1 protein-coding gene is annotated in these 10,466 nt (G+C 75.4%); it reads right to left on the reverse strand.

Annotated elements, in window-relative coordinates; all coding sequences use genetic code 11:
- Positions 1-21: 21 nt before the first annotated feature.
- On the reverse strand, positions 22-10,461 hold the full coding sequence (locus FKD65_RS07085) for a type I polyketide synthase (RefSeq protein ID WP_141576717.1): 10,440 nt from the start codon (positions 10,459-10,461) through the stop codon (positions 22-24).
- Between the last annotated feature and the right edge of the window lie 5 nt (positions 10,462-10,466).

A 10,466-nucleotide genomic window follows, 5' to 3' on the forward strand; every position in this document is an offset into this window, starting at 1 on the left:
CGGACGCCCGCCGCCCAACCCCTATCCCTGTCCGGACAACCCCAGTTCGTGGTCGAGGATGGCGAACAGCTCGTCCGCGGACGCGGCGCTGAGGTCCTCCCCCGCCTCCTCCGCGCCGAACAGCTCCTCGAACAGGTGGTCCGCGACCGCCGTCACGGACGGGTGGTCGAAGACGAGGGTGGGCGGGAGGCGGCGGCCGGTGGCGGCCGCCAGCCTGGTGCGCAGCTCCAGGCCGGTGAGCGAGTCGAAGCCCATGTCGAGGAAGCCGCGCTCGACGTCCACCCCCTGCGGTCCGTCGTGCCCGAGGACGGCCGCCGCGTATCCGCGCACCGCCTCGACGAGCGCCCGCCGGCGCTCCGCGCCCGCCAGCCCGGCCAGCCGGTCGAGCAGGTCGTCGCGGCGCCTGCCGCCCGGCCCGGCGGCGCGGCGGCGCGGTGCCGCGACCAGTCCGCGCAGCAGCGGGGGCGCCTCGGCGGCGTGGTCGCGCAGCGTCCGCCGGTCCAGCCGCAGCGGGACGAGGACGGCGTCCGGGCCGCCGAGCGCGGCGTCGAACAGCGCGAGGCCCTCGTCCGGGCCGAGGGGGACGAAGCCCTGCCTGCGCATCCGCTGCCTGTCCGCGTCGAGCAGGCCGCGCTCCATGCCGAGGCCGTCCCAGAGGCCCCAGGCCAGCGCGCGGGCCGGGAGGCCGCGGGCCCTGCGGTGCGCTGCGAGCGCGTCGAGGAACACGTTGGCCGACGCGTACGCGGCCTGCCCGGCGGCCAGCACCAGGCCTCCCGCCGATGAGAACAGCACGAACATCGCCAGGTCCGACTCCGCCGTCAGCTCGTGCAGGTGCCAGGCGGCGTCCGCCTTCGCCGCGAGGACGCGGTCTACCTGCCCGGCCGTCTGGCTCGCCAGCAGGCCGTTCTCCACGACGCCGGCGGCGTGCACGACGCCGCGCAGGGGGCGGTCGGGCGGGATCGCGGCCAGGGCCCCGGCGAGGGCCTCACGGTCGCCCGCGTCGCAGGCGATGATGTCGGCCGCCGCTCCGATCTCGCGCAGTTCGGCGCGGAGCCGTTCGGCCCCGGGGGCATCGGGGCCCCGGCGGCTGAGCAGCAGCAGGTGCCGCACGCCGTGCCCGGCCGCCAGGTGCCGGGCGACCAGCGCGCCCAGCCCGCCCGTACCGCCGGTGACGAGGACGGTGCCGTCGCTGGGGACGGGGGACGGCTCGGAGGCGGGGGCGCGACGCAGCCGGGGGGCGAGGAGGCGGCCGTCGCGCACGGCCAGTTCGGGTTCGTCGAGCCTGGGCGCCTCGGGGGGAACCGTCCCCTCGTCGAGGTCGAGGAGGACGATCCGCCCCGGATGCTCGGCCCTGGCGGCTCGGACCAGGCCCCAGAGCGGAGCCGCCGCGAGGTCCACGTCCTCTTCCGGCCCGGCCGCGACGGCATGCCGGGTGACCACGAGGAGCGTGCTGTCCGCCGTGCGGTCGTCGGCCGTCCACGCGCGCAGGTCGGCCATCGTGCGAGCCAGCGCGGCGCGGATCGCGGCGGGTACGTCCCCGGCGGGCGCCGAGGCATGGAGGGCGACCACGGCGGGCAGCCGCTCCCCCGCCGGGTGGAGGGCGAGGAAGGCCCCGAGCTCGGGCGCGGCGGACGGGTCAGGGCTCGCGGCCCCGACGGACACCCGTTCCTCCGCGGGCCCACCGCCGCCGGGATGCACGTCCTCCCAGACCACGCGGTAGGGCGTCTCCCCGCCGCCCGCCAGCTGGTCCGGCGTCACCGGGCGGCCTGCGAGCGACTCGACGGACAGCACGGGCGCGCCTTCCGCGTCGGCGGCCTGCACGGTCACCGCTCCGCCCTGCCCGGGAGCGATGCGGATGCGCAGCCGGGACGCCCCGGACGCGTGCAGCCGCACACCCGCCCAGGCGAACGGCAGGACGGTGCCGCCCTGGCCGTCCTCCAGCAGGGTCGCGTGGAGCCCGGCGTCCAGGAGAGCCGGATGCAGCCCGTAGAGGCCGGCCTCGGCGGCGGCCGGCTCGGGCAGCTCGGCCTCGGCGAACAGCTCCCCGCCGCGCCGCCACATGGCCCGGAGGCCTCGGAACGACGGACCGTAGCCGTATCCCATCTCGGCGAGCCGCGCGTAGGCGCCGTCCAAGTCCTCCGGCACGGCTCCCTGGGGTGGCCACTGTGTCAGGTCGAACGTCGTGCGTTCCGCCTCGGATGCCAGGACCCCCTCGGCGTGGAGGGTCCATGGGGCGTCGTCGCCGTCGATCTCACGGCGGGCGTAGACGCGCAGGCTCCGGCGTCCGTCGCCGTCCGCCGCGCCCACCATGACGTGCAGGGCCACCCCGCCCTGCGCGGGCAGCGTCAGCGGGGCGTGCAGCACCAGTTCCTCGACCGTGCCGCAGCCGACCTGGTCCCCGGCGCGGACCGCCAGCTCCACGAGGCCGGTCCCGGGCAGGAGCACCGTGCCGAGGGCCGCGTGGTCGGGGAGCCAGGGCAGCGATTCCGCCGACAGGCGCCCGGTCAGGGCCGTGCCTCCCGTGTCCGGCAGCGGGACCGAGGCGCCGAGCATGGGGTGCTCCACCGTCCCCTGCCCGATCCGGGACGCCTCGCCGGACGGGCGCTGCTTCAGCCAGTAGCGGCGGCGCTGGAAGGGGTAGGTCGGCAGCTCGACGCGGCGGGCGCGCCCCTCGGGCAGGAACGGCCGCCAGTCGACCGCGACGCCCGCGACGTAGGCCTGCGCGACGGAGGCCAGGAACCGTTCGAGCCCGCCCTCGCCGCGCCGAAGCGAGCCCACCGCCAGCGCCGGGGCGCCGTCCTCCGCGGCCGCCTCCTCGATGCCGCCGAGCAGCGACGGGTGCGGGCTGACCTCGATGAACGTGGTCCGTCCCGCGCGCCGCACCGACCGCACGGCCTCGTCGAACCGGACGGTGCGGCGCAGGTTGCGGTACCAGTACCCGGCGTCCAGCTCCGCCGTGTCCACGGGCCCGCCGGTGAGAGTGGAGCAGAAGCCGACCTCGCCGCTCCGGGGGCTGATGCCCTCCAGGGCCGCCAGCACGTCGTCCCTGACCGCCTCGACGTGGGCGGAATGGGACGCGTAGTCCACCGGGACGCGTCGCGTCCGCGTCCCGTCCGCGGCGCACTCCGCCAGGAAGCTTTCCAGCGCGTCCACGTCCCCGGAGACCACGGTCGCCGCCGGGCCGTTGACGGCCGCCACGCCGAGCCGCCCGTCCCAGCGCTCCAGCCGCTCGGCGAGCCGGGCCGCCGGAGCGGCGACCGAGGCCATGGCGCCGGTGCCCGCGAGCGCCAGGATCGCTCTGCTCCGCAGCGTCACGACCCGCGCGGCGTCCTCGAGCGTGAGCCCGCCGGCGACGCAGGCGGCGGCGATCTCGCCCTGGGAGTGACCGATGACGGCCTCTGGAACCACCCCCGCGGTCCGCCACAGCTCCGCCAGGCCCGTCATCACCGCGAACAGGACGGGCTGGACCACGTCCACGCGGTCGAGCGGGGGCGCGCCGGGCAGGCCCCGGATCACGTCGAGGGGCGACCATCCGGTCAGCGCCTCGACCTCCCGCGCGCACGCGGTCACCCGGTCGGCGAAGACGGGCACGGCGTCGAGCAGCTCCGCCGCCATGCCCTCCCACTGCGACCCCTGCCCGGGGAACACGAAGACGGTGCCCCCCGGGGTCCCCGCGCGCCCCGTGACCGCGTTCTTCACCGGCTCTCCGGCCGCCACGGAGCGCAGCCCGGCGAGCAGCTCGTCGCGGCCGGCCGCGATGACGACCGCCCTGTGGTCGAGCGCGGCCCTGCCGGTGAGCTGGGCGTGCGCCACGTCCAGCGGGCGCAGCTCCGGGTGGAGGCCGACGAAGGAGGCGAGCCGGTCCGCCTGCGCGCGCAGCCCGTCCGGGCCGTGGCCGGACAGGACGACCGGGACTGGGGCCTCTGCGAGGGGCTCGGTGGGAGGCACATTGGGGGGCATGGCCGGGGCGGCGGCTTCCTCGGCGGGGTCTTCGATGATGACGTGGGCGTTGGTGCCGCTGACACCGAACGAGGAGACTCCGGCCCGGCGCGGCCCGCCGTTCCTCGGCCAGGGGCGGTTCTCGGTCAGCAGCTCGACCGCGCCCGCCGTCCAGTCCACCTTCGGGGTCGGCTCGTCGACGTGCAGGGTCTTCGGCAGGACGCCGTGGCGCATGGCCATGACCATCTTGATGATCCCGCCGACCCCCGCCGCCGCCTGAGCATGCCCGATGTTCGACTTCAACGACCCCAACCACAACGGCCGACCACCAGGACGATCCTGCCCATAAGTCGCCAACAGAGCCTGCGCCTCGATCGGATCACCCAACCTCGTCCCCGTCCCATGCCCCTCCACCACATCCACCCCACCCGCAGACACCCCCGCATCCGCCAGCGCCTGCCGGATCACCCGCTGCTGCGCCGGACCACTCGGCGCCGTCAACCCATTACTCGCACCGTCCTGATTCACCGCACTCCCACGCACCACCGCCAACACCGCATGCCCGTTGCGCCGCGCGTCCGACAGCCGTTCGAGGACGAGGACCCCGGCTCCCTCCGCCCAGCCGGTCCCGTCCGCCGCGGCGGCGAACGCCTTGCAGCGCCCGTCGGGCGCGAGGCCGCGCTGCCGGGAGAACTCCACGAACGTTCCGGGGGTTGCCATCACCGCCACTCCTCCGGCGAGGGCGAGCGAGCACTCCCCAGAACGCAGCGACCGGACGGCCCAGTGCAGCGCGACGAGCGAGGAGGAGCAGGCCGTGTCCAGGCTGGCCGACGGCCCCTCAAGGCCCAGCGTGTAGGAGACGCGGCCCGAGACGACCGAGCCCGCCGCGCTGTGGTCGACGTAGTCGTGGTACATCACGCCCATGAAGACCCCGGTCCGGCTGCCCCGCAGGGAGTGGGGGTCGATCCCGGCGCGTTCGAACGCCTCCCAGGAGGTCTCCAGGAGCTTGCGCTGCTGCGGGTCCATGGCCGGCGCCTCGTTCGGCGCGACGCCGAAGAAGCCGGCGTCGAACTCGGCGGCGTCGGCAAGGAAGCCGCCCGAACGGGTGTAGGTCCTGCCGTCGGCGCCCGGCTCCGGGTCGTACAGCGTGTCGACGTCCCAGCCCCGGTCGGCGGGGAACTCCGAGATCGCGTCCGCGCCGTCCTCGACCAGCCGCCACAGGTCGTCCGGCGAGGCGACGCCCCCGGGATACCGGCATGCCATGCCGACGATGGCGACCGGGTCGTCGTCGGCCGGGCCGGTGCCGGGCGCCGCGGCCGGGGCGGCGGGGCCGGGCGCGCCCTCCAGCATCGCGTGCAGCAGGGCGGCCACGGCCCCGGCGTTCGGGTGGTCGAACACGAGAGTGGCGGGCAGCCGCAGCCCCGTGGCTGTCGCCAGCTCGTTCCGCAGTTCCAGGGCGGTCAGCGAGTCGAACCCGAGCTCCTTGAAGGCCCGCCCCGCCTGCACCGCCTCCGCGGAGGCGTGGCCCAGCACCGCCGCCGCTCTACCGCGGACCATCTCGGTGAGGATCCTGTCCGCCTCGGCGCGCGAGACCCCGGCGAGGCGTGCGCGCAGCGCCCGCACGGCCCCCCCGCCTGCCCGGCCCTCCCCCGCCTTCGCGCGGGGCACCGGCACGAGGCCGCGCAGGATCGGCGGGACGTCCCGCGGCCGGGAACGGAGCGGGCGCGGGTCGAACAGCATCGGCAGCAGCACCGGCCCGGGGCCGCGCACCGCCCGGTCGAGCAGCGCGAGCCCGCCCGCGGGCGACAGGCTCCCCACGCCCGTCCTGTTCATCCGCAGCACGTCGGCGCGGTCCAGCCGCGCGCTCATGCCGTCCGCGTCCTCCCACATCCCCGAGGCCACCGAGGTCGCGGGGAGCCCCTCGGCGGCGCGCCGCTCGGCGAGGGCGTCGAGGAAGACGTTGGCCGCCGCGTAGTTGGCCTGGCCTCCGCCGGCCCAGATCCCGCCGATGGACGACATCAGCACGAACGCCGCCAGGTCCAGGTCGCGGGTCAGTTCGTGGAGGTGCCAGGCGGCCTCCGCCTTGGGCCGCAGCACGGCGTCCGTCCGCTCGGCGTCCAGCGCCGTGACCACGCCGTCGTCGAGGACGCCCGCCGCGTGGACCACACCGGTCAGGGGGCGGTCGGACGGGATCGCGGCGAGCAGCGCCCCGAGCGCGGCCCGGTCCGCGACGTCGCACGCGGTGACGTCCGCCCGCGCGCCGAGTCCTTCCAGCTCCGCGACCAGTTCGGGCACGCCGGGGGCGCCGGCTCCGCTCCGGCTCGCCAGCAGCAGGTGCCGGACGCCGTGCTCGGTGACCAGGTGCCTGGCGATGAGGCGGCCGAGGCTTCCGGTGCCTCCCGTGACCAGCACCGTGCCGTCCGGGTCCCACGGGCCCCCGGTCGCCGGGGCCGGTTCGTCCGGAACCCGCGCGAAGCGGGGCACGAGGAGAGCGTCCCCGCGCACCGCCGCCTCGGGCTCCCCCGCGGCGAGCAGGTCGTCCAGCAGGGACGTGTCCGCGCCGGGCCCCAGGTCGGCCAGGACGAACCTGCCGGGGTTCTCCGCCTGGGCCGCCCTGACCATTCCCCACACCGGGGCGGTCACCAGGTCAGGGGCGGCGTCGGTCGGCGCGGCGCGGACCGCGCCCCGGGTCACCGCGACCAAGGTCGTGTCCGTCGTGCGGTCGTCCGCGAGCCATTCCTGGAGTTGGGCCAGCATCCGGTGGGCGAGCGCGCGGACCCGGTCCGGGACGGTTCCCTCCGCCGTGCCGGCCACGTACAGGGCCACCGCGTCGGGTGCGGGGAAGCCGCCATCCACCGCGTCCCGCAGAGACCGCATGTCAGGGAAGCAGGCGACTCCGGCGGGTGCGGGGTTCGCGTCCCCGACCGCCGCCCAGCGCCTGCCCGCCTCGCCGGTCCGGTCCGGTATCGCTTCGGCGGGCGTCCACTCCACCTGGAACAGCGATTCGCCGTCGAACGCGCCGTCCGCCGGGGCGAGGCCCTCCAGCGGGACGGGACGAACCTTCATGGCCGCCACGGAGGCCACTGGGGCCCCCAGTTCGTCGGTCAGCGACAGCGACACCGTGTCCGCGCCGACCTTCCGGACGCGTGCCCGGACCGCCGCCGCCCCGGCGGCGTGAAGCGCGACTCCCGACCACACGAACGGCAGCCGCACCGCCTCGTCGTCCGCCTCCTCGCCGTCGAGGACGCGGGGGTCGTGCAGCGCGGAATCCAGAAGCGCGGGGTGCAGCCCGTACCGGCCGTCCCGCGCCTCGGACGACGCCAGCTCCGCGAACACCTCGTCGCCTCGCACCCAGGCGGCGCGGACGCATTGGAACGCCGGACCGTAGCCGTATCCGCGCGCGGCCAGTTCGCCGTACAGTCCGTCCAGCTCGACCGGAGCGGCGCCCTCGGGAGGCCAGGCCTCCGCCGTCTCTTCCGGGGCCGGTCCCTGCGGTGCGAGGACGCCTTGCGCGTGCAGCGTCCAGGGCGCGCCCTCCGCCCGGCCCCTGGAATGCACCGTCAGTTCGCGCCGCCCGGACTCCCCGGCCGCGCCGACCACGACCCTGAGCTGGACTTCGGCCCTCTCCGGCAGCACGAGCGGCGCCTGCAGGGCCAGCTCCTCCACGAAGGCGCAGCCGACCCGCTCCCCTGCTTCAAGCGCCAGTTCGACGATTCCGGCGCCGGGAAAGACCAGACGGCCCATCACCCGGTGGTCGGTCAGCCATGGGTGAGCGGCCACCGACAAGCGGCCGGTCAGCACCGCCTCGTCGGTTCCGGGGAGCGCCACCACCGCTCCCAGGACAGGATGTCCGGTCCGTTCCAGACCCACCCCCGCCAGGTCGGCCCCTGCCTCCGGCTCCAGCCAGAAACGCCGGCGCTGGAAGGGGTAGGTGGGCAGGTCGACGAGCTGGGCGCCCGTGCCGTCGAAGAAGGCCTCCCAGTCGACGGCGGTCCCTTGCGCCCACGCCTGCGCGACACCCGCGACGAGCTGCCCTGTCTCGGACCGGTCGCGCCGCAGCAGAGAGATCGCGCCGTCCTCCACCAGCGGCGTCAACGCCGCGTCCGGGCCGACCTCGATGAACGTGCCGACACCCTGGCCGGACAGATACTCGATCGCGTCCCCGAACCGGACGGTGCCACGCACCTGACGCACCCAATACTCCGGACCCAAGTCGCTTTCGGCTTGTCCCGTGAGGTTGGAGACGATCGGGATCTGCGGAGCGTGGAAGTCCAGATCGCCGATCGCCTCGGCGAAGGCCTCCAGCATCGGCTCCATCAGGTGCGAGTGGAACGCGTGCGACACCTGGAGACGCCGAGTCTTGGCACCGGACGCCTCAGCCGCCTTCAGCACCGCGTCCACGTCACCCGACAGCACCACCGCACGCGGCCCGTTCACCGCCGCGACCTCCACACCATCGGCCAACCGCCGCCGGATCTCCTCTTCGGAGGCCTGCACCGCCACCATCGCCCCACCCGAAGGCAACTCCTGCATCAACCGCGCACGCGTCCGCACCAACACGCACGCGTCCTCAAGCGACAGGACACCCGCGATATGCGCGGCCGCGATCTCGCCCACCGAATGCCCGACCAGGAAGTCCGGCACGACACCCCAGGATTCGAGCAACCGGAACAGCGCCACCTCGAACGCGAACAACCCCGTCTGCGTCCAGAACGTCTCCGTCAAACGACCGGCGCCATCACCCCACACCACCTCACGCACCGGCTCGTCCAACGCACCGCAGACCTCATCGAAGGCCGACGCGAACACCGGAAACGCCTCATACAGCTCCCGGCCCATCCCCAACCGCTGCGACCCCTGACCCGAGAACAGCAACGCGGTCTTTCCGTTCCCGGCCGCCACGACCCCAGGTCGCTCACCGCGTTCCAGCGCGCGCAGCCCGCCGACCAGTTCCGGCAGGTCCGAACCGACGACGGTGGCGCGGTGCTCGAAACGCGTGCGGTGGCACGCCTGGGAGTAGGCGACGTCGAGCGGGCGCGGCGACGGTTCGCCCTCCAGCCGGTCGGCCGTCCGGCCCGCCTGCGCCGCCAGGGCGGCGGCGTCCCTGGCCGACAGCGCCAGCGGCACGTTCGGAAGATCGCGTTCGGGGGCCGGGGCGGCGAGGGCCTCGTGTTCGGGCGCCTCCTCGATGATCACGTGCGCGTTGGTTCCGCTGAGCCCGAACGACGACACCCCCGCACGGCGCGGACGGCCGTCCGCCGGCCACTCCCGCGCCCCGGTCAGCAGGCGCACCGCACCCGACGACCAGTCCACCTCGGCCGTGGGTTCCCCGGCGTGCAGGGACGGGGGGAGCCGCCGGTGGCGCAGGGCCAGGATCATCTTGATCACGCCGGCCACGCCCGCCGCCGCCTGCGTGTGCCCCATGTTCGACTTCACCGACCCCAGCCACAGCGGGCGGTCGCCGGGACGGCCGCGACCGTAGGTCGCCAGCAGCGCCTGCGCCTCGATCGGGTCGCCCAGCCGCGTCCCCGTCCCGTGGGCCTCCACCGCGTCCACCTCGGACGCGTCCAGACCGGCGTCCGCCAGCGCCTGCCGGATCACCCGCTGCTGGGCGGGACCGTTGGGCGTGGTGAGGCCGCTCGACGCGCCGTCCTGGTTCACCGCCGAACCGCGGACCACGGCCAGCACGCGATGCCCGTTGCGCCGGGCGTCGGAGAGCTTCTCCAGCAGCAGCACCGCGGCCCCCTCGGACAGGCCGGTGCCGTCGGCCGAGGCGGAGAACGACTTGCAGCGGCCGTCCGCCGCGAGCCCGCGCTGCTCGTTGAAGTACACGAACATGTCGGGTTCGGTCATGACGGTGACCCCGCCGGCGAGCGCGAGCGTGCAGTCGCCGCGCCGGAGCGCGTCCGCGGCCAGGTGCATCGCCACCAGCGAGGACGAGCACGCGGTGTCCACGGTCACCGCCGGGCCCTCCAGCCCGAGGGTGAAGGCCACCCGTCCGGTGACGAGGCTGCCGTCGCTGCTGCCCGGACCGTAGTCGTGGTACATCAGGCCCGCGTACACCCCGGTCGGGCCGCCACGCAGGGCCCCGGGCACGATCCCCGCGCTCTCCACGGCCTCCCAGGCGACCTCCAGCAGCAGCCGCTGCTGCGGGTCCATCCCGAGCGCCTCGCGCGGGGAGATGTCGAAGAACGCGGGATCGAAGTCGGCCGCGTCGTGCAGGAAGCCGCCCTCGGCGGCGATGCTCTTGCCGGGGGCGCCGGGTTCGGTGGTGCGGAGCCCGTCGAGGTCCCAGCCGCGGCCGGCCGGGAACGGGGTGACGGCGTCGCGGCCTTCGGCGACGAGGGTCCACAGGTCCTCGGGGGTCTGGACGCCCCCCGGATACCGGCACGCCATGCCGACGACCGCGACCGGTTCCGCCTCCGCCGCGGCGAGCCGGTCGTTCTCCCTGCGCAGCCGCTCGTTCTCCAGCATGGAGCGGCGAAGCGCCTCGACAATCCGGTCGACAGAGGTATCCGCCATGGGTG

It is taken from the genome of Actinomadura sp. WMMA1423 (assembly GCF_006547145.1).
Lineage (GTDB): Bacteria > Actinomycetota > Actinomycetes > Streptosporangiales > Streptosporangiaceae > Spirillospora.